Annotated in this window: 29 protein-coding genes; 7 read left to right on the top strand and 22 right to left on the bottom strand. The window is 65.1% G+C overall.

The genetic code is table 11. The features are described 5' to 3' along the window. Window positions 1–10: 10 nt before the first annotated feature. The 3 genes from BTH42_RS01905 to BTH42_RS01895 all read right to left on the bottom strand — a co-directional run bounded on the left by BTH42_RS01905 (window position 11) and on the right by BTH42_RS01895 (window position 2,950). Window positions 11–1,027: an SIS domain-containing protein gene (locus BTH42_RS01905; protein ID WP_143751951.1), complete on the bottom strand. Its 1,017-nt coding sequence runs from the start codon at window positions 1,025–1,027 to the stop codon at window positions 11–13. Further along, a complete protein-coding gene (gene nagA / locus BTH42_RS01900; RefSeq protein ID WP_075295204.1) occupies window positions 1,011–2,114 on the bottom strand; it encodes an N-acetylglucosamine-6-phosphate deacetylase in 1,104 nt (367 codons plus the stop codon). Before nagA ends, BTH42_RS01905 begins: the two co-directional genes overlap by 17 nt. Window positions 2,115–2,215: 101 nt before the next feature. Beyond that, window positions 2,216–2,950 carry a GntR family transcriptional regulator gene (locus BTH42_RS01895; RefSeq protein ID WP_075295202.1) on the bottom strand — a complete coding sequence of 245 codons (735 nt, stop codon included), beginning with the start codon at window positions 2,948–2,950 and terminating at the stop codon, window positions 2,216–2,218. 369 nt (window positions 2,951–3,319) lie between these two features. On the opposite strand from BTH42_RS01895, the gene BTH42_RS01890 reads away from it, so the two are divergent. Continuing rightward, window positions 3,320–4,246, top strand: coding sequence for a bifunctional helix-turn-helix transcriptional regulator/GNAT family N-acetyltransferase (locus tag BTH42_RS01890; protein WP_075295200.1), 927 nt, complete (start codon window positions 3,320–3,322; stop codon window positions 4,244–4,246). Between the two features lie 103 nt (window positions 4,247–4,349). On the opposite strand, the gene BTH42_RS01885 is transcribed toward BTH42_RS01890, so the two are convergent. Further along, the gene (locus BTH42_RS01885) at window positions 4,350–5,162 is read right to left on the bottom strand and encodes a MetQ/NlpA family ABC transporter substrate-binding protein (RefSeq protein WP_075295198.1); all 813 of its coding nucleotides are present in this window, start codon (window positions 5,160–5,162) and stop codon (window positions 4,350–4,352) included. Between the two features lie 254 nt (window positions 5,163–5,416). On the opposite strand from BTH42_RS01885, the gene BTH42_RS01880 reads away from it, so the two are divergent. Continuing rightward, entirely contained in the window at window positions 5,417–5,707 is a 291-nt protein-coding gene (locus tag BTH42_RS01880; protein ID WP_075295196.1) for a YciI family protein, read from the top strand. An 18-nt stretch (window positions 5,708–5,725) separates the two neighbouring features. Here the strand turns inward: BTH42_RS01880 and BTH42_RS01875 are convergent, their stop codons facing one another. The 5 genes from BTH42_RS01875 to BTH42_RS01855 are packed head-to-tail and all read right to left on the bottom strand — an operon-like array spanning window position 5,726 to window position 9,845. Next, entirely contained in the window at window positions 5,726–6,355 is a 630-nt protein-coding gene (locus BTH42_RS01875) for an SCO family protein (RefSeq protein WP_075295194.1), read from the bottom strand. A gap of 4 nt (window positions 6,356–6,359) precedes the next feature. Next, complete coding sequence (cyoE, locus tag BTH42_RS01870; RefSeq protein ID WP_075295192.1) at window positions 6,360–7,265, bottom strand: heme o synthase; 906 nt, start codon at window positions 7,263–7,265, stop codon at window positions 6,360–6,362. Window positions 7,266–7,270: 5 nt separating this feature from the next. Next, a complete protein-coding gene (locus tag BTH42_RS01865) occupies window positions 7,271–8,380 on the bottom strand; it encodes a heme A synthase (protein ID WP_075295190.1) in 1,110 nt (369 codons plus the stop codon). Window positions 8,381–8,402: 22 nt separating this feature from the next. Next, window positions 8,403–9,077 carry a cytochrome C oxidase subunit I gene (locus tag BTH42_RS01860; protein WP_075295188.1) on the bottom strand — a complete coding sequence of 225 codons (675 nt, stop codon included), beginning with the start codon at window positions 9,075–9,077 and terminating at the stop codon, window positions 8,403–8,405. Window positions 9,078–9,128: 51 nt separating this feature from the next. Continuing rightward, entirely contained in the window at window positions 9,129–9,845 is a 717-nt protein-coding gene (locus BTH42_RS01855; RefSeq protein WP_075295186.1) for an SURF1 family protein, read from the bottom strand. Window positions 9,846–9,956: 111 nt separating this feature from the next. Here BTH42_RS01855 and BTH42_RS01850 point away from each other — a divergent pair, with 111 nt between their 5' ends. Then, complete coding sequence (locus tag BTH42_RS01850) at window positions 9,957–10,166, top strand: twin transmembrane helix small protein (RefSeq protein ID WP_075295184.1); 210 nt, start codon at window positions 9,957–9,959, stop codon at window positions 10,164–10,166. A 150-nt stretch (window positions 10,167–10,316) separates the two neighbouring features. Here BTH42_RS01850 and BTH42_RS01845 read toward each other — a convergent pair whose 3' ends face one another. The 8 genes from BTH42_RS01845 to BTH42_RS01815 all read right to left on the bottom strand — a co-directional run bounded on the left by BTH42_RS01845 (window position 10,317) and on the right by BTH42_RS01815 (window position 17,706). Then, window positions 10,317–11,174: a cytochrome c oxidase subunit 3 gene (locus tag BTH42_RS01845; RefSeq protein ID WP_075295182.1), complete on the bottom strand. Its 858-nt coding sequence runs from the start codon at window positions 11,172–11,174 to the stop codon at window positions 10,317–10,319. A gap of 161 nt (window positions 11,175–11,335) precedes the next feature. Then, complete coding sequence (locus BTH42_RS01840) at window positions 11,336–11,545, bottom strand: DUF2970 domain-containing protein (protein ID WP_075295180.1); 210 nt, start codon at window positions 11,543–11,545, stop codon at window positions 11,336–11,338. Between the two features lie 51 nt (window positions 11,546–11,596). Beyond that, window positions 11,597–12,229 carry a cytochrome c oxidase assembly protein gene (locus BTH42_RS01835; RefSeq protein WP_075295178.1) on the bottom strand — a complete coding sequence of 211 codons (633 nt, stop codon included), beginning with the start codon at window positions 12,227–12,229 and terminating at the stop codon, window positions 11,597–11,599. 50 nt (window positions 12,230–12,279) lie between these two features. Continuing rightward, window positions 12,280–12,414, bottom strand: a complete 135-nt coding sequence (locus BTH42_RS35780; protein WP_218641988.1) for a cytochrome oxidase small assembly protein — start codon at window positions 12,412–12,414, stop codon at window positions 12,280–12,282. A 124-nt stretch (window positions 12,415–12,538) separates the two neighbouring features. After that, on the bottom strand, window positions 12,539–14,152 hold the full coding sequence (gene ctaD, locus BTH42_RS01830) for a cytochrome c oxidase subunit I (RefSeq protein ID WP_075295176.1): 1,614 nt from the start codon (window positions 14,150–14,152) through the stop codon (window positions 12,539–12,541). A gap of 44 nt (window positions 14,153–14,196) precedes the next feature. Beyond that, window positions 14,197–15,801 carry a cytochrome c oxidase subunit II gene (gene coxB, locus BTH42_RS01825; RefSeq protein ID WP_075295174.1) on the bottom strand — a complete coding sequence of 535 codons (1,605 nt, stop codon included), beginning with the start codon at window positions 15,799–15,801 and terminating at the stop codon, window positions 14,197–14,199. A 67-nt stretch (window positions 15,802–15,868) separates the two neighbouring features. Further along, window positions 15,869–16,345 carry a DUF2244 domain-containing protein gene (locus tag BTH42_RS01820; protein ID WP_075295173.1) on the bottom strand — a complete coding sequence of 159 codons (477 nt, stop codon included), beginning with the start codon at window positions 16,343–16,345 and terminating at the stop codon, window positions 15,869–15,871. A gap of 395 nt (window positions 16,346–16,740) precedes the next feature. Next, window positions 16,741–17,706: a methyltransferase domain-containing protein gene (locus BTH42_RS01815; RefSeq protein WP_075295171.1), complete on the bottom strand. Its 966-nt coding sequence runs from the start codon at window positions 17,704–17,706 to the stop codon at window positions 16,741–16,743. Window positions 17,707–17,847: 141 nt separating this feature from the next. Here BTH42_RS01815 and BTH42_RS01810 point away from each other — a divergent pair, with 141 nt between their 5' ends. Continuing rightward, a complete protein-coding gene (locus BTH42_RS01810; protein ID WP_256701703.1) occupies window positions 17,848–18,585 on the top strand; it encodes a ComF family protein in 738 nt (245 codons plus the stop codon). 18 nt (window positions 18,586–18,603) lie between these two features. Then, on the top strand, window positions 18,604–19,074 hold the full coding sequence (gene trmL / locus BTH42_RS01805; protein ID WP_075295167.1) for a tRNA (uridine(34)/cytosine(34)/5-carboxymethylaminomethyluridine(34)-2'-O)-methyltransferase TrmL: 471 nt from the start codon (window positions 18,604–18,606) through the stop codon (window positions 19,072–19,074). Here trmL and BTH42_RS01800 read toward each other — a convergent pair. The 5 genes from BTH42_RS01800 to BTH42_RS01780 form a co-directional block, all read right to left on the bottom strand. Further along, window positions 19,047–19,607, bottom strand: a complete 561-nt coding sequence (locus tag BTH42_RS01800; RefSeq protein WP_075295165.1) for an O-acetyl-ADP-ribose deacetylase — start codon at window positions 19,605–19,607, stop codon at window positions 19,047–19,049. The two genes, trmL and BTH42_RS01800, sit on opposite strands and share 28 nt — an antisense overlap. 96 nt (window positions 19,608–19,703) lie before the next feature. Then, the gene (locus tag BTH42_RS01795) at window positions 19,704–20,702 is read right to left on the bottom strand and encodes an NAD(P)H-dependent glycerol-3-phosphate dehydrogenase (RefSeq protein WP_075295163.1); all 999 of its coding nucleotides are present in this window, start codon (window positions 20,700–20,702) and stop codon (window positions 19,704–19,706) included. A 21-nt stretch (window positions 20,703–20,723) separates the two neighbouring features. Next, window positions 20,724–21,200, bottom strand: coding sequence for a protein-export chaperone SecB (secB, locus tag BTH42_RS01790; protein WP_075295238.1), 477 nt, complete (start codon window positions 21,198–21,200; stop codon window positions 20,724–20,726). Between the two features lie 148 nt (window positions 21,201–21,348). Next, complete coding sequence (gene grxC, locus BTH42_RS01785; RefSeq protein WP_075295161.1) at window positions 21,349–21,609, bottom strand: glutaredoxin 3; 261 nt, start codon at window positions 21,607–21,609, stop codon at window positions 21,349–21,351. Further along, on the bottom strand, window positions 21,606–22,031 hold the full coding sequence (locus BTH42_RS01780) for a rhodanese-like domain-containing protein (protein ID WP_075295159.1): 426 nt from the start codon (window positions 22,029–22,031) through the stop codon (window positions 21,606–21,608). Before BTH42_RS01780 ends, grxC begins: the two co-directional genes overlap by 4 nt. A 136-nt stretch (window positions 22,032–22,167) precedes the next feature. Between BTH42_RS01780 and gpmA the strand changes: the two genes are divergently transcribed. Together gpmA and BTH42_RS01770 are read left to right on the top strand one after the other, a co-directional pair. After that, window positions 22,168–22,914, top strand: coding sequence for a 2,3-diphosphoglycerate-dependent phosphoglycerate mutase (gene gpmA / locus BTH42_RS01775; RefSeq protein ID WP_075295157.1), 747 nt, complete (start codon window positions 22,168–22,170; stop codon window positions 22,912–22,914). A gap of 383 nt (window positions 22,915–23,297) precedes the next feature. Next, a complete protein-coding gene (locus BTH42_RS01770; RefSeq protein ID WP_075295155.1) occupies window positions 23,298–24,875 on the top strand; it encodes a S41 family peptidase in 1,578 nt (525 codons plus the stop codon). Window positions 24,876–25,036 lie beyond the last annotated feature (161 nt).

Raw genomic sequence — 25,036 nt, 5'->3', positions numbered from 1 at the left:
TGCATTCTCGTCAGTGAGTTTCGGTGACTTTGTTGAGATGGCGTGGCGCGTCGGGATTGCGCCCGCGCGCGGCGGCAAGGTCCGCGGCCATCACGTAAAAGGACAGGATCGCGGCGATCGGATCGAGCGCCGCATGAGCAGTCGACGCGAGCGGCAGCGACGCTTCCGCGACATCGTCCGGCGCGGCGAGCAGCACGCGGGCGCCGCGCGCCCGCATGTCGTGCGCGAGTTGCAGGAGGCCCGCCTGCTCCGGCCCGCGCGGCGCGAACACCAGCAGCGGATAGTCGCGATCGATCAGCTCCATCGGACCGTGCCGCACTTCCGCGCTCGAAAACGCCTCGGCCTGGATGCCGGAGGTTTCCTTCAGCTTCAGCGCGGCTTCCTGCGCGATCGCGAGACCGAGACCTCGGCCGATCACGATCATCCGCTCGATGCCGCGCAGTTCACCCACCGCCATCGACCAGTCGAGCCGGCCCGCGCGCTCCAGCGCATCGGGCAGCGACGCGAGCGCGCCGAGCAGCTCGGCGTCGTTCTGCCAATGCGCGACCAGCTGCGCGGAAATCGACAGCATCGCGATATAGCTCTTGGTGGCCGCGACGCTCAGCTCAGGGCCAGCGACCAGCGGCAGTTGCCATTCGCAGGCGTCGGCGAGCGGCGAGGACGGCGCGTTCACCGCGGCGACCGTCAACGCACCGGCGGCGCGCAGCGCGTTCATCGTGCCGACCAGATCCGGGCTCTTGCCCGATTGCGAGAACGCCAGCGCGAGCTGGCCGCGCACCTGCAACGGCGCCTGCTGCAACGTCGCGACCGACATCGGCAGCGACGCGACCGGCACGCCGAGACGGCTCATCGTCAGGGATGCGAAGTAACTGGCGGCGTGGTCCGAGCTGCCGCGCGCGACCGTCAGCGCGACATGACGCGGCTGTTGCGCGAGCTGCGCGGCGAGCGCCGCGACCCGCGAGGTGTCCGAGAGTTGCGCGGCGACCGTGGCAGCGGACGCGAGCGCCTCTTTAAGCATATTCGACAATGGCTTCTCCTTCGACGTAAGTTGCGCTCAATGCCAGTTCGCGATCGAACACGACGACGTCGGCCCACGCGCCACGCGCGATGCGGCCGCGGTCTTCGATGCCGAGATAATCGGCGGCGTAGCGCGACAAACGATTGGATACATCAGCGATCGGCAGGCCGATCGAGACAAGATTGCGCAGCGCCTGATCCATCGTCAGCGTGCTGCCGGCGAGCGTGCCGTCGGCAAGACGCACGCCGCCGAGGCACTTGGTGACGTGCTGGCTGCCGAGGCGATATTCGCCGTCGGGCATGCCGGTGGCCGAGGTGCTGTCCGTCACCACGTACAGGCGTGGGATCGCGCGCAACGCGCCGCGGATCGCGCCCGGATGGACGTGCAGCAGATCGGGAATGATTTCGGCGTACTCGGCATGCGCGAGCGCGGCGCCGACGAGTCCGGGATTGCGGTGATGCAGCGGCGACATCGCGTTGAACAGATGCGTGAAGCCGCACGCGCCGTGCTTGAGCGCGTTGACCGCGTCGTCGTAGGTGCCGAGCGAATGGCCGAGCTGCACGCGCACGCCGCGCGCCGCCATCTCGGAGATGATCTCCATATGGCCGGCGATTTCGGGCGCGAGCGTGACGACGCGGATCGGCGCGATCGACAGATACTTGAGCACCTCGTCCATCACCGCCGAGACCGCCGCGTCCGGCTGCGCGCCGAGCTTGCCGGGATTGATGTACGGGCCTTCGAGATGCACGCCGAGCACGCGCGCGCAACCGGGCGAGCGCACCCGCGCGACATCGCCGAGACCGGCAACCACGCTCATCAGTTCGTCGCGCGGCGCGGTCATCGTCGTCGCGAGCAGGCTGGTGGTGCCGTAGCGCGCGTGGGTGCGGGTGATCGTTTCGATCGCGTTGCCGGCCTCCATCACGTCGGCGCCGCCGCCGCCGTGCACGTGCAGATCGATGAAGCCGGGCAGGATGTACGGCGCGTCGTTCGTCGACGGATCGACGGGGGTGCCGTTCAGCGCCGTGATGCGGCCGTTTTCGAATTCGAGCGTGCCGTGGATCCAGCCATCGGTGGTGAGTATGTTTCCGGTCAGCATGAGTCTCTCTGGTGCGTGATACGTGTGCGGCAAATTCTGGGGCGCCGGGTTCGCGGCCGGCTCGGGCCGCGTCGTCCGGGGGTGCGTTTCAGTTGCGCGCTTCAGCTGCGCAATTCGGCGACGAAATCGTAGTAGTCGTCGCGGCAGTAAGTATCGGTCAGCTCGATCGCGCGCTGATCCGCGCTATAGCCGATACGGGTAATGACCAGCAGCGCGGTGCGCGGTTCGACGTCCATCAGCGCGGCGATCTCGCTCGACGCGTTGACCGCGCGAAAGTGCTGCAGCGCGCGCACGACCGCCGCGCCGCGTTGTTCGAGATAGCTGTACAGCGAGTCGCCGATCGCGTGCGGATCGGGCACGGTCGCGACCGGCAGCGCCGAGTGCTCGACCGCCATCACGATGCCGTCCGCGCGCCGCAGCCGCCGCAGGCTCGCGACCGCCGCGCCCGGCGACAGACCGAGGTGCAGCAGCTCGTCGCGGTTAGCGGCGCGCACGTCGCGCTCGAGCCATACCGAATCGGGCCGGAAGCCGCGCTGCTCCATCTTCTTCGTGAAGCCGGTCAGGCGCGACAGCGGATCCTCGACGCGCGGCGTGATGAAGCTGCCCGCGCCGCGCGCGCGACGGATCAAGCCCTGCTCGACCAGCAGTTCGATCGCCTTGCGCGCGGTGATGCGGGACACGCCGATCGCATCGGACAGCGTGCGCTCCGACGGCAGCGCTTCGCCGGCCGACCAGACGCCGCAATGGATCGCGGTCGCAAGATTGCGGGCGAGCTGCAGGTAGAGCGGCGTGACGTTGCGCGCGTCAGGCATCAAGGCGGACCAGCGGGTTTCCATGGGGCTCCAAGCGACGCCGCAGACAGCGCGACCCGAAAAATTGAGAGCCCATTATATAACCAACATAATACCAGTCAATCGACTGGTTCCATGCTGGTTCCGTGGGGCTGCGAGCCTTGCCAGGCAAGGCTCACAGGCGGTTTCGACAGGGCTGGACAGGCCAATTTGCTGATCGGGATTTACCCGTATCTGTGTCTTTTGAACATACCAGCGGGCTTTCTTAAACGCTTCCTTTACCGTCGACAGCCACCTCGATTGATACCTGTTTAATACCAATCTTTAGCGACCGCGCCGCGCCGCTTGGTAAAACGGGGCCGGGCCAATATAGTGCGGTGTACCAATCGATAAAAACTCCCCGGAGAGTCGCCCTTGACCGATTCCGAGGCGCTGCGACGCGCTCAGGCCGTCCGCCATTTCAACCGCTTCTATACGCAACGCATTGGCGCGCTTCACGAGCATCTGGCGAAAAGCGAGTTCTCGCTCACCGAAGTGCGCGTGCTGCAGGAACTGTCGCGCGGCCGCGCGCAAACCGCGTCGGTGCTGGGTCGCGCGCTCGGGCTCGACAGCGGCTATCTGAGCCGTCTGCTGACCAGTTTCGAGCGCCGCAAGCTGATCACGCGCCGCCCGTCCGATACCGACGCGCGCCAGTCGCTGATCGCGCTCACCGAACACGGCCATGCGACCTACACGCCGCTCGACGCGGCCGCCGTGCAGGAAGTGCTGGGCCTGCTCGACCAGTTGAACGCGCTGTCGCAGGAACATCTGATCGCCGCAATGAAGCGGATCGAACGGCTGCTCGACGAGCGTCCGAAGCAGGCCCGCGTGCTGCTGCGCCTGCCGCGCAGCGGCGAGTGCGGCTGGCTCGTGCATCGCCAGGCGCAGTGGTTTGCCGCGCAACACGGCTGGGATCAGACCTTCGAGGGGCTGCTGGCTCGGATCGTCGCCGACTATGCGCAGCGCAACGATCCGCTGCGCGAGCGCTGCTGGATCGCCGAGCAGGACGGCGTGGTGGTCGGTTCGGTGTGCGTCGTCGGGGTCTCGACGACAGTGGCGGGCGTGCGTCTGCTGTGGGTCGAACCGGACGCGCGGCGGCTCGGCGTCGGCGCCGACCTGGTCGGCGAATGCGTGCGCTTCGCGCGGCGCGCGGGCTACACGAAACTCACGTTGACCACCGCGAGCACCTTCCCCGAACCGCGGCGGCTGTGCGAGCGAGCCGGCTTCAGGCTGGCCGGCTCGGCGGCGGAGCGCCGCTTCGGCCACGAGCTGACGATCGAACGATGGGAGCTGGAGCTATGAAAAAAGGCACGCGCCCGGGGGGCTGCGTGCCTTTTCCTGATTCGATGATTCGCCGCGTCGCGCTCAGCGCGTGAACGCGGCGACTGTCAACCCGCCGTGTTCATTAGAACGACGGCACCATCGAACCCTTGAACTGCGTCTTGATGAACTGGCGCACTTCTTCCGACTGGTACGCCGCGACCAGCTTCTTGACCCACGGCTGATCCTTGTCCTTCGCGCGCACCGCGATCAGGTTCGCGTACGGGCTGTGGATGTCTTCGAGCGCGATTGCGTCCTTGGTCGGCTGCAGGTTGGCGGCCAGCGCGAAGTTCGTGTTGATGACGGCGGCGTCGACGTCGGCGAGCGAGCGCGGCAGTTGCGCGGCGTCGAGTTCGACGAACTTGATCTTCTTCGGGTTCTCGGCGATGTCGAGCGGCGTCGCGTTGTTGCCGCCGGTGCCCGCGCCGGCCTTCAGCTTGATCACGCCTTGCGACTGCAGCAACAGCAGCGCGCGGTTTTCGTTCGACGGATCGTTCGGCACCGCGATCTTGCCGCCTTGCGGCAGATCCTTCAGCGACTTCAGCTTCTTCGAGTACGCGCCGAGCGGCGAGATGTACGTGAGGCCCGCGTTCGCGAGCTTGTAGCCGCGCTGCTTGATCTGGCTGTCGAGGTACGGCTGGTGCTGGAAGCTGTTCGCGTCGAGGTCGCCCGCGTCGAGCGCGGCGTTCGGCTGGATGTAGTCGTTGAATTCGACGACCTTCACGTTCAGGCCGTCGCGCTTCGCGACCTTGGTGACGACTTCCCAGATCTGCGCGTCCGGGCCGCCGATCGTGCCGACCTTGATGACTTTGTCGTCGGCGTGCGCGCCGAAGCTGGTCAGGATTGCCGCGCCAGCGACGACTGCGGTGAGGGCTTTGAGGAGATTTCTGCGCTGCATGTGATTCTCGCTATTGCTGATCGACTGGATATCGATCGGGTTCTGGACCTTGCCGGAACCGGGTAAGAAAACTCGCGGCGCACTCGTTCAGGCTGGCGCGCCGTCGGCCAAACCACGAATTGTTCCATATGGCCGGCGCGTTGGGAAATACCCTGATCGCATATGGGTATGCGGGGGCGGAGTGTCCGTGGTTGGCCGCATAATTCAAGGCCGCGGCCGCCGACGGCCCCACCCAATCGCCAGTGAGAACCACCATGTATGTAATCAACCTCGTCTACACCGCCCCGCTCGATCGCATCGACGACGCACTCGACGCGCATCGCGCGTTTCTCGCGACGCAATTCGATGCGGGCATTTTCGTGGCGGCGGGGCCGAAGGTGCCGCGCGACGGCGGCATCATCATTGCGGTACGGATCGAGCGCGACCGGCTCGACCGGATTCTCGCCACCGATCCGTTCGCCGAACAGGGGCTGGCGCGCTACGAAGTGACGGAGTTCAAAACGACGCGGCTCGCAGCGGGGCTGAATGTACCGATCCCGGTTTGAGCGCTAGAGGAATGCGAATCAGCTAAGCAGCAGCTTGATGTCGTGCACCCACGGCGTCGCGCCCTGCCCGTCACGGACGAACAGCCGCAGCTTGCCGTCCGTGTCGAACACATAGCTCGCGGCGGTGTGATCCATTGTGTAGCTGTCGGGCGTCTTGCCCGGCGCCTTCGCGTAGTAGACGCGGAAGTCCTTCGCGACCTTCGCGAGCTGCGCGTCGTTTTCCGGACGCAGACCGACGAAAGTCGGATTGAACGCCGGCACGTACTGCGCGAGCAATTGCGGCGTATCGCGCTCGGGGTCGACGGTCACGAATAGCACCTGCACGCGCTTCGCGTCTTCCGGGCCGAGCTGCTGCAACGCCTGCGACAGTTCGGCCATCGTCGTCGGGCAGACGTCCGGACAGTGCGTATAGCCGAAGAACAGCACTACCACCTTGCCCTTGTAGTCGGCCAGCGTGTGGACCTTGCCCGAGGTATCGGGCAACGAGAAGTCGCTGCCGAACTGGGTGTTGCCGGTGATGTCGAGATTCGAGAAGGCCGGCGGCTGCTGGCCGCAGCCCGCTACCAGCAGGGTGCCGCCCAGCGCGCCGCCGAGCGCGCAAGCCATCACAGCGGCGCGCGCGACGCGCGCAAAGCGGTTCTTGAGCATGGTGTTACGCGCCGATCACGACGCGCGCGTAATGGTCGATCAGCAACGCCGCGAACAGCAGCGACAGATAAACGATCGAATAACGGAAGGTCGCGCGGGCGAGATCGTCCGAATACTCCCGGTAGATCTTCCACGCATACGCGAGGAACACGGCGCCGAGCAGCACCGCCGAGACGAGATACACAACGCCGCTCATGTCCGAGATAAACGGCATCAGCGACACCGCGAACAGGATCACCGTGTAGAGCAGGATATGCAGACGCGTGTATTTTTCGCCGTGGGTGTTCGGCAGCATCGGCAGACCGGCGTTCTCGTAGTCTTTGCGGCGATACAGCGCGAGCGCCCAGAAATGCGGCGGCGTCCACACGAAGATGATCAGCACCAGAATCCACGCGTCGCCCGGTACGTGACCGGTGACCGCGGCCCAGCCGAGCGCCGGCGGCATCGCGCCCGACGCGCCGCCGATCACGATGTTCTGCGGCGTGGCCGGCTTCAGCAACAGCGTGTAGATGACCGCATAACCGACGAAGGTGGCAAGCGTGAGCCACATGGTCAGCGGATTGGCGAACGTGTACAGCGTCCACATGCCGAGGCCGCCGAGCACCGCCGAGAACAGCAGAATCTGCGCGGTGGTGATTTCGCCGCGCGCGGACGGGCGCCACGACGTGCGGCGCATCTTCGCGTCGATCTGCTGTTCGACGAGGCAATTGATCGCGAACGCGGCGCCGGCCAGCAGCCAGATGCCGACGGTGCCGCCGATCAGGACGGTCCACGGAACCATGCCGGGCGTCGACAGAAACATGCCGATGACCGCGCAGAACACCGCGAGTTGCGTAACGCGCGGCTTGGTGAGAGCGAGATATTGGGAGACCCGGCTACCGGGCGTCTGGGAGAGTGTCGTGCTGTCCATGTGAGTCACGCTGGCGCGGCATCGCGCGCTGGGAGCACGGCGCGGCCGGGACGGCTATAAGCGATCCTAAAGTTTAACATAACGAGCAATAGCAGCAGGATCGCGGCGCCACCGTTATGGGCGACCGCGACCGGCAGCGGCCATTGCAGCACGATGTTCGACAAGCCCGTGACGAACTGGATCAGCACCACCAGCAGCACGCCGTCGGCCGGCCGGCGCAGCGATTCGAAGCGACGCATTTTCACCGCGAACCACACCAGATAGGCGATCACGACGAACGCGAAGGTGCGATGGGTCCAGTGAATCGCGACCAGCGCATCCTGCGTGATCACGTCGCCGCTGGCTGTCATGCCGAGCGCGCGCCACAGGTGGAAGCCGTGCGCGAAGTCCATCGGCGGAAGCCATTGGCCGTTGCAGGTCGGGAAGTCGGTGCAGGCGAGCACCGCGTAATTGGTGCTGACCCAGCCGCCGAGCGCGATCTGCAGCACCAGCAGCGCGAGACCCGCGAGCGCCGCCGCGCGCCAGCGCGCGATCTGCGGCTCGTAGGCGGGCAGCGGCGTCAGCCGCGCGGCCAGCCAGCCGAGCGTCCCGAGCAGCGCGAGACCGAGCAGCAGGTGGATGGTCACGATCACCGGCTGCAGCTTCATCGTTACGGTCCACGCGCCGAACGCGCCCTGCACGAGGATCAGCAGCAGCAGCGAGGTCGGCCACCACGGCGACACGTGCAGCGGCCGGCGCTTGATCCGCGCAGTCCACGCGATGACCGTCTGCGCGATGATCAGCACGCCGATCGCCATCGCGAAGTAACGGTGAATCATCTCGATCCACGCCTTGGTCATGCTGACGGGGCCGCTCGGCATCGCCTGATAGGCGGCGGAGATCGCCGCGTGCGCGATGAACGGCGACGAGGTGCCGTAGCAGCCCGGCCAGTCCGGGCAGCCGAGGCCGGAATCGGTGAGGCGGGTGAAGCCGCCGAACATCACCAGATCGAGCGTCAGGAAAGTGGTGAGCCAGACCAGCTTGCGGAATTTGTTGTCGTCGGCCTTGACCCATACGTAGGACAGCGGCAGCAACGCGATACACAGGCCGATCAAGGCCAGTTGCAGTACGAACATCTTGGTTACCCTGTTTGCGGCATCAGCCGATCCGCGACCACTTCAGCAGCTTGGTCAGATCGCCCTTGATCTTGCTCGGATTTGCGTCCTTCGGGAAACGCATCATCAGATTGCCGTTCGGATCGACCAGGTAGATATGGTCGGTGTCGCGCGTCCCCGTATCGGCCGGCAGCCACGCGGCGACCTGCGCGGGGTCGGCGATCAGTATGTTGGTGTCGGGGTAGGCGGTTTGTATCACATCGGCGACCTTGCCCGCATCGGTGCGCAGCCACACTTCCTCGACCCGCTCGCGTTCCGGCCCCTGGGCTGCGCGGATTTGTCGCATGAAGTAGAGCTTGGTCACGCAGGCCTTGTCGCACTCGCTGCCGTCGACCGAAATCATCAGCCAGTGACCGCGCAGCGACGCGAGCTGGAGCGGCTTGCCGTCCTCGCCGGTGACCGTCAGCGCGTCGGGAATCGGCCGCTGCGGTTCGATCAGCGTGCCGTAGTTGGTGCTGCCGCCAGTCGGCTTCACCACGTAGTAGACGAAGTACGAGATCGCGATCGGCGCCGCGCAGACCAGCGCGAGCAGCAACAGCACCCAGCGGCCGCGCTGCCACGAGCCCGGGCCGTTCGGTTGACCGGGGATCGGTTTGGTCGCGGCGGGCTTGCCGGCGGGTTTGCCAGCTTGCGGCGAACGGGGAGTTTGAGTCGACACTACAGAACCTCTTTCGATGATTGGACGGCGCGCGGCCGGCCGTAGACTACCTCAAGCGCCCGGCGCGTGCTGCTTTCTGCCCGCGCGGCGCGCCGCATACAGGCCGAAGCCGAGCGCCGCGGCGGCCATGCCCCACCACTGCAGCATGTAGCCGTAGTTGCGCTCGACGCCGGTGGTCGGCGCGGGCCAGTCGCGCACGAGGCCGTCGCCGGTCTTGCCGGTTTGCTGGATCACGAACGCCTGCAGCGGCAGCCCGGTTTCGGCCGCGTACGCGCCGGCGTCGAGATTCTGACGGATCCGCTGATGTGCGGCCGAACCGCCCTGCCCGAGTTCGAACGCGCGCGACGCATCGGCGCGCGCAATCCCTTCGATCTCGACCTCGCCCGCGGGCGTCGAGTACGGCGCGATCGTCTCGCGATTGCTCATATTGCGCGGCAGCCAGCCGCGATTGACCAGCACGTAGCCGCCGTCGGCCAGTTTAAAAGGCATCACGACGTAAAAGCCGGGCTGGTCGTTATACGGACGATTATCGAGGTACACGACCTTGTCCGCGACGAAACTGCCGCGCGCCTTCACACGATGAAATTCGACGTCCTTCAGCGCGAGCGGCGCGGCGCCGACCGGCAGCGCGGGCGCGTTCTCGAACTGCGTGATGCGCGCTTCGAGCGCTTCCTTCTGATGCGCGCGATCGCGCTGCCAGAAACCGAGCCGCACGGTCACGGCGACCACCAGCAGGATCAGCAGCGCGGGAATCAGGCGAAATTTCATGGCTGGCGCTCCGGCACCGCGTTCAGGGCAGCCGGGACCCCACGGCAGAGGCCCGCGCGCGGTGCGATAATAAATGTCTTGCCTCTGCGCTTTCCGGTTTCAGTCGGTTCCATGCACATCATCGTTCCCATTGCCTTTGCTCTGATCATCGCCAGCATGATTTCGGCGCTGTATTTCATGATGCACGACAAAGGCAAGACCAAGCGGATGGTCTGGTCGCTCGCCACGCGGGTCGGGCTGTCGATCTCGCTGTTCCTGCTGATCCTGTTCGCACACTGGATGGGCTGGATTCAGTCGACCGGGATTCCGTACGGGCGCTGAAGCCGCCAACGCCCCGATCGCCCCCCAGCAAACAAAACGCCGCCCCGACAGGTCGAGGGCGGCGCTGCATTGATCCTTGCATACTGCTCGTGCGCGCCGCCCGGCGGGCGTTTTCGCGCACGACCCGCGGCTCGCGCGGGTCCGACTGCGTTACAGCCAGTACACGACGACGTACAGACCCAGCCACACGACGTCGACGAAGTGCCAGTACCAGGCCGCGCCTTCGAACGCGAAGTGATGCTCGGCCGTGAAGTGGCCGCGGATCAGCCGCACCAGAACCACCGCCAGCATCGTGCCGCCGAGGAACACGTGGAAACCGTGGAAGCCGGTCAGCAGGAAGAACGTCGAACCGTAGATGCCCGACGTCAGCGTCAGGTTCAGTTCGTTGTACGCGTGGAAATATTCGAACGCCTGCAGGAACAGGAAGCAGACACCCAGCACCAGCGTCGCCGCCAGCCAGCCGATCGCCTTCTTGCGATGGTTGTCGCGCAGCGCGTGGTGCGAGACCGTCAGCGTCGCGCCCGACGACAGCAGCAGCGCGGTGTTGATGGTCGGCACCGGCCACGGTTGCATCGACTTGTAGGTCGGCACCAGCGCCGCCGGACCGTTGTTCGGCCACACCCCGGTGAAATCCGGCCAGATCAGCTTGAAGTCGAGGCTGCCGAGCTGATGCAGCGCGATTTCGCGCGCATAGAACAGCGCACCGAAGAACGCGCCGAAGAACATCACTTCAGAGAAGATGAACCAGCTCATGCTCCAGCGATACGAGCGGTCGACGTTCTTGCCGTACATCCCGCCTTCCGACTCGGCGATCGCGTCGCCGAACCAGTGCCACAGCGTGAACAGCAGCCACAGCAAACCGACGAACACGCCGAGCGGCGCCCAGCTCTGCTCGTTGATCCAGGCCGCAAGCGATCCGAGCATGACCAGCAACCCGGCAGCGGCGCTGATCGGATGCCGCGACGGATGCGGTACGAAATAGTACGGGCTCTCGTTTTGACCGCTCATTCTTGATTCTCCACTTCAGTCCAGTTGTTCCGGAATCCCCGGCTGTATCCTCGGCGGCGCGTCGATACCGCACCGCTTCACTCTAATTCGCGGGCGCCGCTGCGCCCCACTGCTGCCCACGTCCGTCGCTCTCACGGCACAACGCGGGCACTGAAGACCGCTCAACCGACTACCGCGCGCACGATCAGGATCAGCACCCCGATAAAGATCGCCGCGCCGATCAGCGCCGCCACGATCACATGCAGCGGGTTCAACTGCGTCGCATCCGCCTCCAGATGGCTGCGCTTGCGCACCCCGAAAAACGACCAGAACACCGCGCGCATCGACTGCCCGAAACTGCTTTTGCGCGGACCGCCGCCGTTATCGCTCATCTTGCTTCGTCTTCCTCGTTTCTTCGGCCGGCTTCACCGCTTACACCGGCTTCAGGTCGGCTTCGCGGCGCTCGCCGCCGGGTTGGCCGCGTTGCCCGCATTCGCCTTCGGCAGCGCGTCGTCCGCGTTCGCCGCCGCCGGCGTATTCAACTCAAAAAAGGTGTACGACAGCGTGATCGTCTTCACGTCCTTCGGCAACTTCGGATCGACCACGAACACCACCGGCATCCGCTTGCTCTCGTTCGCCGTCAACGTCTGCTGCGTGAAACAGAAACACTCGATCTTTCTGAAGTACTCGGTCGCCTGCTTCGGCGCGTAGCTCGGAATCGCCTGCGCGCGAATCGTGCGCGCCTGCTGGTTGCTGACGTCGTACATGACCGTCATCACTTCGCCCGGATGCACATCCATACTGCGCTGCTCCGGCATGAAACCCAACGGGCCGCGCGCGTTCGCATCGAATTCGATCGACACCGTGCGGCTCATATCGACCTGCGTGTTCTTCGCCTCGCGCGCGGTGGTGTCGCGCTGCACGAGGTTGTTCACGCCGGTGATCTCGCAGATCGCCCGATACATCGGGATCAGCGCGAAACCGAAGCCGAACATCATCAACGCGACGACGAACAGCTTGATCAGCATCGAACGGTTGAAAGAGCGGTCGGCCTCGGCCGGCGGTTGCGTCGACATCTGAATCCTCAACGATCCTGCAAACAGACTTCAAGACTTCAATAGCGGCGTCAGCCGAACCAGCACTGCTTGACAACGATGCTTGCGAAAAACATCGCCGCGATGGCCAGCATCACCAGCCCGATGCGCCGGTTGCCCGCGCGAATCTGCTCCGGCGTACGTCGTTCGTGTGGATTGCGCGTCATGCTCGACATTCTGAATACCTGTCCTGAGTGACGGCGCCGCGCTGGCGGCGGCCGCCTCGCGAAGCCCCGGGTTCCGGCCGTTGTGTATCACGGCCCGCGAACCCGGCGCCTCGCCGGATGCTGCTTACTCGACGGTCGGCGGATGCTCGAACGTGTGGAACGGAGCCGGGCTCGGCACGGTCCACTCGAGGCCGGTTGCGCCGTCCCACGGCTTGTCGCCCGCTTCGACGTGCTCGCCGCCGCCACGATAGGCCGGCAGCGCGACCGCGAACAGGAAGTAGACCTGCGCGAGACCGAAGCCGAACGCGCCGATCGAGATCACCTGGTTCCAGTCGGTGAACTGGGCCGGGTAATCCGCATAACGACGCGGCATGCCGGCGAGACCGACGAAGTGCATCGGCAGGAACGCGAGGTTGAAGAAGAACATCGACGCCCAGAAGTGGATCTTGCCGCGCGTCTCGTTGTACATCCAGCCGGTCCACTTCGGCGCCCAGTAGTACCACCCGGAGAACAGCGCGAACAATGACCCGGCCACTAGCACGTAGTGGAAGTGCGCAACCACGAAGTAAGTGCCGTGATACTGGATGTCGAGCGGCGCCATTGCGAGCATCAGACCCGACAGGCCGCCGAACGTGAACACGATCAGGAAGCCGACCGCGAACAGCATCGGCGTTTCGAACGACAGCGCGCCGCGCCACATCGTGGCGACCCAGTTGAACACCTTCACGCCGGTCGGCACCGCGATCAGCATCGTCGCGTACATGAAGAACAGCTGGCCGGTGACCGGCATGCCGGTCACGAACATGTGGTGCGCCCAGACCATGAACGACAGGATCGCGATCGATGCCGTCGCGTACACCATCGAGCTATAGCCGAACAGCGGCTTGCGCGCGAACGCCGGGATCACCTGCGAAACGATCCCGAACGCCGGCAAGATCATGATGTACACCTCGGGGTGCCCGAAGAACCAGAAGATGTGCTGGTACATGACCGGGTCGCCGCCGCCCGCCGCGTTGAAGAACGACGTGCCGAAGTGACGGTCGAACAGCACCATCGTGATCGCGCCGGCCAGAACCGGCATCACGGCGATCAGCAGGTACGCGGTGATCAGCCAGGTCCACACGAACATCGGCATCTTCATCAGCGTGAGGCCGGGTGCGCGCATGTTCAGGATCGTCACGACGATGTTGATACCGCCCATGATCGACGACGCACCCATCAGGTGGACCGCGAAAATCGCGAAGTCCATGCCCGGGCCCATCTGCGTGGAGAGCGGCGCGTACAGCGTCCAGCCCGCGGCGGTCGCGCCGCCCGGCGAGAAGAACGAACCGACCAGCAGCACCGCGGCAACCGGCAGCAGCCAGAAGCTGAAGTTGTTCATCCGCGCGAAGGCCATGTCCGATGCGCCGATCTGCAGCGGCACCATCCAGTTCGCGAAGCCGACGAAGGCCGGCATGATCGCGCCGAACACCATGATCAGCCCGTGCATGGTGGTCAACTGGTTGAAGAACTCGGGGCGCATGATCTGCAGGCCCGGCTCGAACAGCTCGGCACGGATCATCAGCGCCATCACGCCCCCGGACAGGAACATGGTGAACGAGAAGATCAGGTACAGCGTACCGATGTCCTTGTGGTTGGTTGCGAACAGCCAGCGACGCCAGCCGTGCGGCGTTTCGTGGCCGTGGTCGCCGTGCACGTGCTCGTGGCCCGCGACTACATCGTGTCCGATGCTAGACATGACTATCTCCTAAAGCGAATTCTGCGGTGCTGACCATGAACACGTCAGGCTGCCGGGCTGATCTGAACACGCCGCGCTTCCTTCGCGTCGGTGCCGCCCGTGATCGATTCCGGCTTCTTCAAAATAATATGGTCTTCGGCAATGCCGGCTGCTTTCAGTGCGTCGCGCACGGCTTCGGCACGATCCTTCGCGAGCTTCGCGTTCAGATCGGCGGAACCGCTTGCGTCGGTGAAGCCCGACAGCGTGAATTTCGCATCCGGATGCGCCTTCGCGTATGCGCTAGCGGCGTCGACCGCCGCTTTCGCGTCGGCCGGCAGCGTGCTCTTGCCGGTCTCGAAGTAGACGCTCGCCGGCAGCGTGGCCGCAGCCGCGCCGTTGTCCGTACCCGCAGCCGGAGCGGAGGCCGCTTCAGCAGCCGGTGCCGCGGCAGCCGCGCCCGCGTCGGCCAGATGGTTGCCGCCTTCCGGCAGCTTGCCGTTGCGCGCGTCGGCCACCTGCTTCGGCTGCAGAATGTCGCCGGTGTGGTTGCCCCACGAGTTACGTTCGTACGTGACCACCGAAGCGATTTCGACGTCGTTCAGCGTCGGCGCCCACGACGGCATCGCATTCTTGCCCTTCAGCACGAGGCTCACGTGTTCCGCGAGCGGGCCGTTGGCGATCTTGCTGCCGTCGATCGCCGGGAATGCGCCCGCGCCCTTGCCGGTCGGCTGGTGGCAGACCGCGCAGTTCGCCGCGTACACCTTGCCGCCGCGCTCCATCAGCTCGGCCATCGTGTAGGTCTTGTTCGGATCGTCCTGGCCGGCGGCCATTTTCTTCTTCTGCGCGTCGACCCACTTCGCGTAGTCCTCGGCGGACAGCACTTCGACGACGACCGGCATGAACGCGTGTTCCTTGCCGCACAGTTCGGTACAGAAGCCGCGGAACGTGCCGGTGCGGTTAGCCTTGAACCAGGTGTCGCGCACGAAGCCCGGAATCGCGTCCTGCTTCACGCCGAAAGCCGGCACGTACCAGGAGTGGACCACGTCGTTCGCGGTCGTGATGATGCGCACTTTCTTGTCGACCGGCACCACCAGCGGGTTGTCGACTTCCTGCAGATACAGCGTGGAAATCGGCTCGCGGCCGTCGGTCTGCGCGCGCGGGGTGGACAGCGTGGACAGGAAGTTGATGCCCTCGCCCGGCCCCTTCACGTAGTCGTAGCCCCACTTCCACTGGTAGCCGGTGACCTTGATCGTGAGATCGGCGTTCGAGGTGTCCTTCATCGCGACGACGGCCTTGGTGGCGGGCAGCGCCATCAGCACGACGATGACGAACGGCACGATCGTCCAGATGATTTCGACGGTGGTGCTTTCGTGGAAATTGGCTGCCTTGTAGCCCTTCGACTTGCGGTGCGCAAAGACCGAATAGAACATCACCGCGAACACGCCGATGAAGATCACCGTGCACAGGACCAGCATGAACATGTGGAGGCTGAACAGCTCCTCAGCGATTCTCGTTGCAGGCGGCTGGAGATTGATCGCATTGACGGCGGGGCCGCCGGGAGCATCGCCCACTGCCAGGGCCGCACCGGCGAAAAGCATTCCGCTCGTCGCCAGCACGCTCGTGAGCGCTCGCTTGATTGTTTTCATAGCTTCCTTACCCAAATTTTCCATTCAAACCCCTCGACCCCGCTGGCAACGTGTCGCGCGCCCCTTGAACGCCGCGTGCCCGGCACCACATTCAACACCGTGCCAGCCACATCCGCAGTTCGCCTGCGAACTGCGCGCGCCGATTCTGCGCGAGATGCTGCCCGATCATGATCGTCTGCCCGCGCGAGACCAATTTGATCTGTTCGCGCGGCGTTGCGCCCGGCTCGATCCGCACCCAGCGCGGATTGAATTCGAACTGCGTAATCTGCTCGGCGCTGACCTGCTCGATCACGAGCCGGTTTGGAAACAACCGGATGCGCTCGTAATCGACAGCATGGCGCGCATATATTGCAAACGCGATACCCACCGCCAGCAACTCGATTCCGGTGAACGGCAACACCAGCCAGGCGCCGACCAGAACCAGCATGAAAGCTATTGCAAGCGAGAACAACGCAAGCGACACGTACAGACAGACGAACTGCCGCGGCGATATCGAACAGTTGCGCTTCATGGTCCAGTCCCTGAGGACCGGCTCCGAATCCGCCAGCAGATGATCTGAAGCGCCCATCGCTGCCTCCTGCGAATCGTCGCGTCCGGCCTGCCTTCTTCTACTCCGGATGCATCTTGCGGCCGTCGCGTTTGCCTGCACTTGCATCACTGCGTGCGACCGCCCGAACCACTACCGCATCACTTCATATTGCAGCCCTGCGCCTTGGCGCTCGTCGCCCCAAAAGTGGGAACCTCGGGCGACAAACTGACGCATTATAGGCGCGATCCATAGGCACGACAAGCAAGCCCAGAATGGCCCGCAACCCAGGCGCGACAAGCCTTAGCGCCATTTTGCGCGGGCTTTTGCGACTCTCGCGGAGGGCAAATCCCAGGCATAACAGATGTCGTCTTTACCGCTTTAACAACACGTCACCCGCAACGTCGACAAGCTATTGATGACAAGCGCGCAATCTGCTAACGACGCTTCGACGGCCCCCGTCCAATATCCTCGAGCCGCACGATTCCGTGACCTTCCGCGGTCGTGCGCGGCACCGCTTTCCATGCGTGGCCGTAGATCACTTCGAAGGTCAGCGCGATCGTGCCGTCGGCGCGCCGGCGCGCTTCGAGCGCGGCCAGCAAGGCCTTGTGCAGACGCCGCGCGAGCGCGCCCGGCAGCGCTTCGCGCTCGAACGGATAGGCGCCCCAGCGGCGCACGTCCGCGAGCAGCGACTCGGGCGACTTGTAGGTGATCGTCAGCGTTTCCTGGTCCATCACCGGAATCTCGAAACCGGCCTCGACCAGCATGTCGCCGAGATCGTGCATATCGACGAAGTCGATCACATGCTTGCGCGACGCGACGCCGTGCGCGGCCTCGATCTCGGCATAGGCGCCGCGCAGCTCCTTCAGCGTGTCGGGACCGAGCGTGCTGAACATCAGCAGGCCGTTGACTTTCAGCACGCGCTGCCATTCCGGGAACACCAGATCGGGCCGCGAATGCCAGTGCAGCGCGAGATTGGACCAGATGAATTCGAACGCGCCGGCCGCGAACGGCAGCGCGGAGAAGTCGGCCTGCGCGAAGCGTGGGCCGCGCGCGCCGAGCGCCTTGCCGAGCGAGGCCGGCAGAAAGCGCCGCCAGCTGGTGTCGCCCGCATCGTGACGCAGCGCGCGGCTCAGCATGCCGTGCGATAGATCGGTGCCGAACACCGGCGCCTCGGGGAAGCGCTCGCGCAAGCCGGGGATGTCCTCGCCGGCGCCGCAGCCGGCGTCGAGCACGCTCGCCGGGGCCACCTTGATGTAATCGAGACGCTCGCGCATGCGCTGCGCAATCTCGCGCGGCAGGAATGCAACCTCGTCGAAGCTGGCGGAGCGGCGATCGAAAATACGCCTGAGGCGCCGTGAATCATTGGCCGGACGGCCAGATTGAGCGGGTGTTGGGGACATGAGTGTCGTGCTGGCGTAGAGCTCGAAGTATACTCGTTCGCTTCCCCGCATTCAGCGTGAACGGCCCTGCAACGCCCTTCCGGGCGCCCACTCGTGCGATTTCAGTCACTTTCCTCGTCCTGTCGCCAGCGCGTCGCGCGTTTGGCGCGCGATCTGCATCCGCTCTCGTCGCGCGTGCTGCAAGCCGCGTTGCCGAACCTGTGCGCGTTATGCGGCAATTTGTCGCATAACGCGCTGTGCGATGGCTGCGACGACGCTTACTGGAACGAGCCGCGGCTGCGTTGCACCGTCTGCGCGGTGCCGCTGGCCGCGTCGCGCTGGGCTGCGCGTGCGCACTATCGCTGCGCCGATTGCGTGGCCGCGCCGCCGCCGTTCGACGCGAGCTTCGCGCTCGCCGACTATCGCGCGCCGCTCGACACGCTCGCGGTCGGCCTCAAGTTCCGCGCCCGGCTGAGGCTCGCACGCGACTTCGCGCAGCGCCTCGCACGGCTCGCGCAGGACAGTTGGCGCGAGCAAAACGAATGGCCCGATGTGATCGCGCCGGTGCCGCTCGCGCAGCGTCGTCTGGTCGAGCGCGGCTACAACCAGGCGTGGCAGATCGCGAAGCCGCTCGCCCGCGCGCTCGGCGTGCGCAGTGACGCGACGTTGATCGAACGCACGCTCGACACCGCGCCGCAATCGCGACTCGATCTCGACGCGCGGCGGCAGAACGTCGGCCGCGCGTTTCAAGTCACGCATCCGGTACGCGGTCTGCATGTCGGCATCGTCGACGACGTGATGACGAGCGGCGCGACGCTCGAAGCGCTCGCGCATACGCTGAAGGCGGCGGGCGCGCGACGGGTCACCAACTTCGTCGCGCTGCGTACTCCAAAAAACTAGTCTCCAGGTGGTCCCTGTATGTTCAATGTCGTTCTCGTAGAACCCGAAATCCCGCCGAACACCGGCAACGTGATTCGCCTGTGCGCGAACACCGGCGCGCGCCTGCACCTGATCGAGCCGCTCGGCTTTCCGCTCGACGACACCAAGATGCGCCGCGCCGGCCTCGACTATCACGAGTACGCGGAGATGAACGTGCACGCCGATTGGGCCGCGTTCGTCGCGAAAGAAACGCCGGACCCGGCGCGCATGTTCGCGTTCACGACGCGCGGCTCGGGCCGCTTTCACGACCATGCGTTCCAGCCCGGCGACTGGTTCGTGTTCGGCGCCGAAACGCGCGGCCTGCCCGACGCCGTGCTCGACCAGTTTCCGAACCAGCAGCGCGTGCGCCTGCCGATGCGGCCCGGCAACCGCAGCCTGAATCTGTCGAATACCGTGGCGGTCGTGGTGTTCGAAGCGTGGCGTCAGGCCGGCTTCGAAGGCGGCAGCTGAACGCGTTCGAGTTCGAGCTCGTAGCGCGCGAACATTGCGGCGTCGAAACAGGCGAACGTCACGTGTTTGATGCGCGGCGTGCGCGGCAGCGTGTCGAGCACGGTGGCGACCGCGATGCGTACCGCATCGTCGGCGGGGAAATGGTAGATCCCGCAACTGATCGCCGGAAACGCGATGCTCGTGCAATGCGCATCGCGCGCGACTTCGAGCGAACGCTGGTAGCACGATGCGAGCAGATCGGCCTCGCCGTGCGCGCCGCCGCGCCATACCGGGCCCACCGCGTGAATTACATGAGCGGCGGGCAGACGGTAGCCGCGAGTGAGCTTCGCGTCGCCGGTCGCGCAGCCGCCGAGCGTTTCGCATTCGCGCAGCAACTCCTTGCCGGCCGCGCGATGAATCGCGCCATCCACACCGCCTCCGCCCAGTAGCGACGTATTCGCGGCGTTGACGATCGCATCGACCGCGAGCGTCGTGATGTCGACCACGCGCGCTTCGAGCGAGCAGATTCCGTGACTGAGAGTGAAGGTGGGCATGCGAGCCTCGCTGGTCCGTGCATCGATACCGAAGTGGACAGCAAGGTGAGGCAGCCGTTCAACGCGCAGCGGCGCTAAACGGCTGAAGAGAAAGGCTTATTCGGCTTTCGAGTCGCGCCGCAGCAGCGCGCTCACCGCATCGCGCGGCGCCACGCCGTCGAACAGCACCGCGCACACCGCTTGCGTAATCGGCATCTCGATCGAGTGCGCACGCGCGATCGAAAGCACAGCTTGCGCGCAGCGCACGCCTTCGGCCACGTGACCGAGGGCGCCGAGGATATCGTCGAGCGTGCGGCCGGTGGCAAGCTGCAAACCCACGGTCCGGTTGCGCGACAGATCGCCGGTCGCGGTCAGGATCAGATCGCCGAGGCCGGTCAAACCGGTGAAGGTTTCCGCGCGACCGCCGAGCGTCACGCCAAGGCGCGACATTTCGGCGAGACCGCGCGTGATCAGCGCCGCGCGTGCATTCAGACCGAGCCCGAGACCATCGGCGATACCTGTAGCGATCGCCAGCACATTTTTCACCGCGCCGCCCACTTCGACACCGACGACATCGTCGCCGGTATAGATGCGCATCGCGTCGTGATGGAATGCGGCAACCGTGCGCTCGCGGCAGGCCGCCGACGCACTCGCGATCGTCAACGCGACCGGCAGCCCCTGCCCCACTTCGCGCGCGAAGCTCGGTCCGGACAGCACGCCGTTGCTCGCGTGCTCGGGCAACTCCGCGGCGACCGCCTGATGCGGCAGCAATTGCGAATCGGCTTCGAAGCCCTTGCACAACCAGACGATGTGCGCGGGCACCTTGCCGGCGTCGCGCATCGTGCGCAGCAGTCCGCGCAGACCCGCGACCGGCGTCGCGACGACGCACAGCGCATCGTCGGCAAGCGCATGTTCGAGCGCCGCGCCGAACGCCGCCTCATAGCGAAGCGACGGCGGCAGCGCAACGCCCGCCAGGTAGCGGGCGTTTTCGTGCGCAGCGGAGAGTTCGGCAATGAGCGCGGACTCGCGCGCCCACAGCACCGTGTCGTGCCTTAAGGCCAGATGACCGGCAAGGGCGGTGCCCCATGCGCCGGCGCCAAGAACGGCAATCTTCATAGCCGGCACCGTTGCGGCGCGTTAATGCGTGACGCCGTTTTGCGCCGCGCCGTCCTGCTGGGCTGCGCCCAGTTGCGCGAGACGCTGTTCGTACAGCGCCTGGAAGTTGATCTCGGCGAGGTGGATCGGCGGGAAGCCTGCGCGGGTGATCGCGTCGGCGATGTTCGAGCGCAGATACGGGAACAGGATGGTCGGGCAGGCGATGCCGACGAGCGGATCGATCTGTTCGGCGGGAATGTTACGGATGTCAAAAATCCCGGCCTGCTTCGCTTCGATCAGGAACGCAACCTTGTCCGCGACCTTGGCGGTAACCGTACCCGTCACGAGGATCTCGAACACGGTTTCGGCGAGGCGCTCGGCCTTCACGTCGACTTCGACTTCGACCGACGGCATTTCCTGCTCGAGGAAGATGGCCGGCGAATTCGGCTGCTCGAGCGACATGTCCTTCAGATAGATGCGCTGGATGTTGAAGAACGGCTGGTTATTCTCGTCGGACATGATGGTGATTCCCTGATAGGTGTGCGTGGCGGCGGCCGATGCACGCATGGGCCGCCGAATTGTTGCGCCGGCTCGCGCGCCTCACGAGAGGCACGCACGCGCCGGCCGGTCGAGTTGTCCGCCCGCGCGCGCCGCGCGGCAGTCGAACTCAGGCTGCTTCGAGCAGCGGCATCAGACCGCCCGCGCGATCGAGCGCGGACAGATCGTCATAACCGCCGACGTGCGTCTCGCCGATGAACACCTGCGGCACCGTGCGACGACCGGTCCGGGTCATCATCTCCTCACGACGGGCCGGGTCCTTGTCGATCAGTACTTTTTCAACGTGCTCGACGCCGCGCGACTTTAAAAGACGTTCGGCCATCTGGCAATACGGGCACACCTGGGTGCTGTACATGACCACTTTATTCACTTGGCTGCTCCTTGTTTCACAACCGGCATACCGGCTTTCTGCCAGGCGTCGACGCCGCCCTCGAGAACATGGACTTCCGTGTATCCCGCTTCCTGCACGATACGCGCTGCCTTGTTCGACTGCTGGCCGGTCTGGCACACCAGCAGCACCGGGTTGCTCTTGTTCTTCGCGAGTTGCGCGACCTTCGCCTGCAATTCCGCGAAATCCAGATGCCGTGCCGACGGCAGATGCCCGGTGGCGTAAGCGGCGGCAGGCCGTACGTCGACGACTACCGCGTTGCGCCGGTTGATCAGTTGGGTCGCTTCCCCGGCCGACAGGCCGCCGCGGCCGCGCCGGCTGATGGTCGGCCACAGCAGCAACCCACCAGAAATGAGGACGATTGCGATCAGTACAAGGTTGGTGTAATCGGTGAAAAACTTCACGGAGAGGTCGCCGGTAAGAGAGAAATCGGAAAGAGGAATCCGCGCATTATAAAATAACCGTTTGACGCGATGGCGACGCGCCTCCGGGCACGCCATGCAGCGCACACCGCTTCCTCACTACCGACCGGCAATTCTCATGTACAAACTCGTTCTCATCCGCCACGGCGAATCGACGTGGAACAAGGAAAACCGCTTTACCGGCTGGGTCGACGTCGACCTCACCGAGCAGGGCAACCGCGAGGCGCAGCAGGCAGGCGTGCTGCTCAAGGAATCGGGCTACACGTTCGACATCGCTTACACGTCGGTGCTGAAGCGCGCGATCCGCACGCTGTGGCACGTGCAGGACAAGATGGACCTGATGTACCTGCCGGTCGTGCATTCGTGGCGCCTGAACGAGCGCCACTACGGCGCGCTGTCGGGTCTGAACAAGGCCGAAACCGCCGCGAAGTTCGGCGACGAGCAGGTGCTGGTCTGGCGCCGCAGCTACGGCACGCCGCCGCCCGCGCTCGAGACGACCGACGAGCGCGCGCCGTACAGCGACCCGCGCTACGCGAAGGTGCCGCGCGAGCAGCTGCCGCTCACCGAATGCCTGAAAGATACGGTCGCGCGCGTGCTGCCGCTGTGGAACGAGTCGATCGCGCCGGCCATCAAGTCGGGCCGCAGCATCCTGATCGCCGCGCACGGCAACTCGATCCGCGCGCTGGTCAAGTATCTCGACAACATCTCGGATAACGACATCGTCGGCCTCAACATTCCGAACGGCGTGCCGCTCGTGTATGAACTCGACGCCGACCTGAAGCCGATCAAGCACTACTACCTCGGCGACCAGGACGCGATCGCGAAGGCGCAAGCCGCGGTCGCAAGCCAGGGTAAGGCGGGCTAAGCACCCATCCCAACATATGGCCCCGCGCGGCAAAACCGCGCGGGGCCATATGCTGTCAGCAGGGCTACTGAGAAATACTGTATTGCGCGTGACGGTCGAAGTGGCGGCCAGTTAGCGCGTCGCGGAGCGGGCAAAGTTACCGGTCACGCAAAACCCTGCGATCGCCGACCTTAGCCGGCGGACGCGCCTCAACCGCCATCCTCCCCTCCGATGCCTCATCGCACGGCTTCGCGAGGTAACGAGCGGATCCCGCGAACCAGGACCTTCCCGTACTGTCGAAGCACGATTGTCTGCACCGCGCCCTGACCGGGCAGGTGTGCAGTTATACTTGTCCGTCCAATCTTTATCGACGCTGCCACGCGCTCCCGACCGCAACAGACTCTATGCGAAAGAACCTGAAAAATATCGGCCTGATTGCCGCGGGCCTTGCTACCGGTGTCTTTGCCACCCTGCAATTCTCCGCCTCGGCTGAGCAACCCGCGAGTGCCGTGGTTGCCCCCCTGCCGCTAGACCAGCTCAGGCTCTTCGCCGAAGTGTTCGGGCAGATCAAGCACGAATACGTCGAACCGGTCGACGACAAAAAGCTCCTCACGTCCGCGATCAAGGGCATGGTGTCGAGCCTCGACCCGCACTCGTCGTATCTCGACAAGACCGATTACGAAGAGCTGCAGGAACAGACCAAGGGCCGCTTCGCGGGCCTCGGCATCGAAATTTCGTCGGAAGACGGCCTGATCAAGGTGATTTCGCCGATCGAGGACACGCCCGCGTTCCGCGCCGGCATCCGTCCGGGCGACCTGATCACGCGTATCAACGACAAGCCGGTGCGCGGCATGACGCTCGACCAGGCGGTCAAGCAGATGCGCGGCGAGCCGGGCACCAAGGTCACGCTGACCATCTTCCGCAAGACCGACGACCGCACGTTCCCGCTCACCGTGACGCGCGCCGTCATCAAGGTGCAATCGGTCAAGGGCAAGATCGTTGCGCCGGGCTTCGCGTACGTGCGCATCACCAGCTTCCAGGAACGCACCACGCCTGATCTCGCGGCCAAGCTGCAGGACCTCGCGCGCCAGGAGCCGAACCTGAAGGGCGTGATCCTCGATCTGCGCAACAACGGCGGCGGTCTGCTGCAAAGCGCGGTCGGCGTCGCCGGCGCGTTCCTGCCGCCCAATTCGGTGGTGGTGTCGACCAACGGCCAGATCCCGGATTCGAAGCAGATCTATCGCGACACCTACGACAACTATCGCCTGCAATCCTTCGACAGCGATCCGCTGAAGGACGTCCCGGCGATCTTCAAGACCGTGCCGATGATCGTGCTGACCAACGCCTACTCGGCGTCGGCGTCGGAAATCGTCGCGGGCGCGCTGCAGGACCAGCATCGCGCGCTGATCCTCGGCAAGACCACGTTCGGCAAGGGCTCGGTGCAGACCGTCCGGCCGATGACCGCCGACACCGCGCTGCGTCTGACCACCGCGTACTACTACACGCCGAGCGGCCGCTCGATCCAGAACAAGGGCATCCGCCCGGATCTGCCGGTCGATCAATACGCGGACGGCGATCCGGACGACGCACTGGTGACCCGCGAAGTCGACTACTCGAATCACCTCGCGAACACCCAGGATCCGAACGAGAAGAAGGAAGCGGAGCAACGCGAGCAGGAGCGCATGGAGCAGCTGCGCCAGCTCGAAGAGCAGAACGACAAGAAGACCCCGGAACAGCGCCAGAAGGATCGTGAGCGCAAGCCGGTGGAATTCGGTTCGGCCGACGACTTCATGCTGCAACAGGCGCTCAACAAGCTCGAGGGCAAGGCGGTTCAGCAATCGAAGTCGATCATGGAACGCCGCCTCGCGCAGAACAAGCCGGCTACGTCGGCTTCCGCGCCGGTCGCGGTGAAGCCGACCCAACCGGTGCCGGGCGCATCGGGACCGGCGCCGGCTTCGGCGCCCGCTCCGGCTGGCAAGTAAGCAGTCATCCGTACGTGTCTTCGCAGCGCTTCAGGTTGCGAAGACACGCGGTAACCTTGCGTCTCCTTCGTAGTTCCTCGTAGCAGCGCCCGCACCAACCCACCCTCCCCGCGCGACTAAAATAACAGCGACAACACGCGCGCCGCGGACCGTCCCGGTCC

This window comes from Burkholderia sp. SRS-W-2-2016 (assembly GCF_001931485.1).
Lineage (GTDB): Bacteria > Pseudomonadota > Gammaproteobacteria > Burkholderiales > Burkholderiaceae > Paraburkholderia.
This window is presented reverse-complemented; position numbering and strand designations above follow the sequence as displayed.

Coding starts and splice junctions, on each gene's coding strand:
- nagA (WP_075295204.1), bottom strand. CDS start 2,114: ATGCTGACCGGAAACATACTCACCACCGATGGCTGGATCCACGGCACG.
- BTH42_RS01895 (WP_075295202.1), bottom strand. CDS start 2,950: ATGGAAACCCGCTGGTCCGCCTTGATGCCTGACGCGCGCAACGTCACG.
- BTH42_RS01885 (WP_075295198.1), bottom strand. CDS start 5,162: ATGCAGCGCAGAAATCTCCTCAAAGCCCTCACCGCAGTCGTCGCTGGC.
- BTH42_RS01880 (WP_075295196.1), top strand. CDS start 5,417: ATGTATGTAATCAACCTCGTCTACACCGCCCCGCTCGATCGCATCGAC.
- BTH42_RS01875 (WP_075295194.1), bottom strand. CDS start 6,355: ATGCTCAAGAACCGCTTTGCGCGCGTCGCGCGCGCCGCTGTGATGGCT.
- cyoE (WP_075295192.1), bottom strand. CDS start 7,265: ATGGACAGCACGACACTCTCCCAGACGCCCGGTAGCCGGGTCTCCCAA.
- BTH42_RS01865 (WP_075295190.1), bottom strand. CDS start 8,380: ATGTTCGTACTGCAACTGGCCTTGATCGGCCTGTGTATCGCGTTGCTG.
- BTH42_RS01855 (WP_075295186.1), bottom strand. CDS start 9,845: ATGAAATTTCGCCTGATTCCCGCGCTGCTGATCCTGCTGGTGGTCGCC.
- BTH42_RS01850 (WP_075295184.1), top strand. CDS start 9,957: ATGCACATCATCGTTCCCATTGCCTTTGCTCTGATCATCGCCAGCATG.
- BTH42_RS01845 (WP_075295182.1), bottom strand. CDS start 11,174: ATGAGCGGTCAAAACGAGAGCCCGTACTATTTCGTACCGCATCCGTCG.
- BTH42_RS01840 (WP_075295180.1), bottom strand. CDS start 11,545: ATGAGCGATAACGGCGGCGGTCCGCGCAAAAGCAGTTTCGGGCAGTCG.
- BTH42_RS01835 (WP_075295178.1), bottom strand. CDS start 12,229: ATGTCGACGCAACCGCCGGCCGAGGCCGACCGCTCTTTCAACCGTTCG.
- BTH42_RS35780 (WP_218641988.1), bottom strand. CDS start 12,414: ATGACGCGCAATCCACACGAACGACGTACGCCGGAGCAGATTCGCGCG.
- ctaD (WP_075295176.1), bottom strand. CDS start 14,152: ATGTCTAGCATCGGACACGATGTAGTCGCGGGCCACGAGCACGTGCAC.
- coxB (WP_075295174.1), bottom strand. CDS start 15,801: ATGGAAAATTTGGGTAAGGAAGCTATGAAAACAATCAAGCGAGCGCTC.
- BTH42_RS01820 (WP_075295173.1), bottom strand. CDS start 16,345: ATGGGCGCTTCAGATCATCTGCTGGCGGATTCGGAGCCGGTCCTCAGG.
- BTH42_RS01815 (WP_075295171.1), bottom strand. CDS start 17,706: ATGTCCCCAACACCCGCTCAATCTGGCCGTCCGGCCAATGATTCACGG.
- trmL (WP_075295167.1), top strand. CDS start 18,604: ATGTTCAATGTCGTTCTCGTAGAACCCGAAATCCCGCCGAACACCGGC.
- BTH42_RS01800 (WP_075295165.1), bottom strand. CDS start 19,607: ATGCCCACCTTCACTCTCAGTCACGGAATCTGCTCGCTCGAAGCGCGC.
- BTH42_RS01795 (WP_075295163.1), bottom strand. CDS start 20,702: ATGAAGATTGCCGTTCTTGGCGCCGGCGCATGGGGCACCGCCCTTGCC.
- secB (WP_075295238.1), bottom strand. CDS start 21,200: ATGTCCGACGAGAATAACCAGCCGTTCTTCAACATCCAGCGCATCTAT.
- gpmA (WP_075295157.1), top strand. CDS start 22,168: ATGTACAAACTCGTTCTCATCCGCCACGGCGAATCGACGTGGAACAAG.
- BTH42_RS01770 (WP_075295155.1), top strand. CDS start 23,298: ATGCGAAAGAACCTGAAAAATATCGGCCTGATTGCCGCGGGCCTTGCT.